General features: G+C 43.4%; 1 protein-coding gene. It reads left to right on the forward strand.

The annotated features are described in order from the left end of the window. Nucleotides 1–112 precede the first annotated feature (112 nt). Nucleotides 113–535: hypothetical protein (locus AACR11_RS15280; protein WP_416316083.1), on the forward strand; the 423-nt coding region annotated here is incomplete at its 3' end.

Below are 535 nucleotides of genomic sequence, written 5' to 3' on the forward strand. Positions count from 1 at the left end.
AGTATGAAATGCGCAATAACACTTAACATCCAAGGCTTGATGCTTCATAAAAGTATGAATACTCAGCCTAAGCCACCGCTCTTAACAATCTTGTTCTAACTAGGAAAACAGCATGTTCACCAGAGGCAATACCGGAGCTCGAAACCACGGATTACGCAGCCGTGATATGGCTCGTGCAGGAAGAAATGCGATGACTGAAGCTTGTGAATCAAAGACAACGTCTTATTCCACGGCACAACAAAATGCAGACCGGTTCGAGAAGTTTGCAAGATACTGCGTCGATAACTTTTCAATCAATGATTCTCGGAAAATTGAAAACTCCCACATTCTCCAATATGCCGAAGAGTTAGCAGAGCGAGTTGAAGATGGTTCTCTCAGCGTATCATCTGCACACGACTACTTAAGTTCAGTTAACGCAGTGATCGCTCAAATGAGGCAAGATAATCTCGTCAGGGTGACTGCTGCACAAACAAATATTCCCAACCGTAGTCACATAGCAGAGCAATCAAAAGCCTGTAGCAAGGATTTACATCAA

Origin of the sequence: Vibrio sp. L85 (assembly GCF_963871815.1) — a bacterium.
GTDB classification, from domain to species: Bacteria; Pseudomonadota; Gammaproteobacteria; order Enterobacterales; family Vibrionaceae; genus Vibrio; species Vibrio harveyi.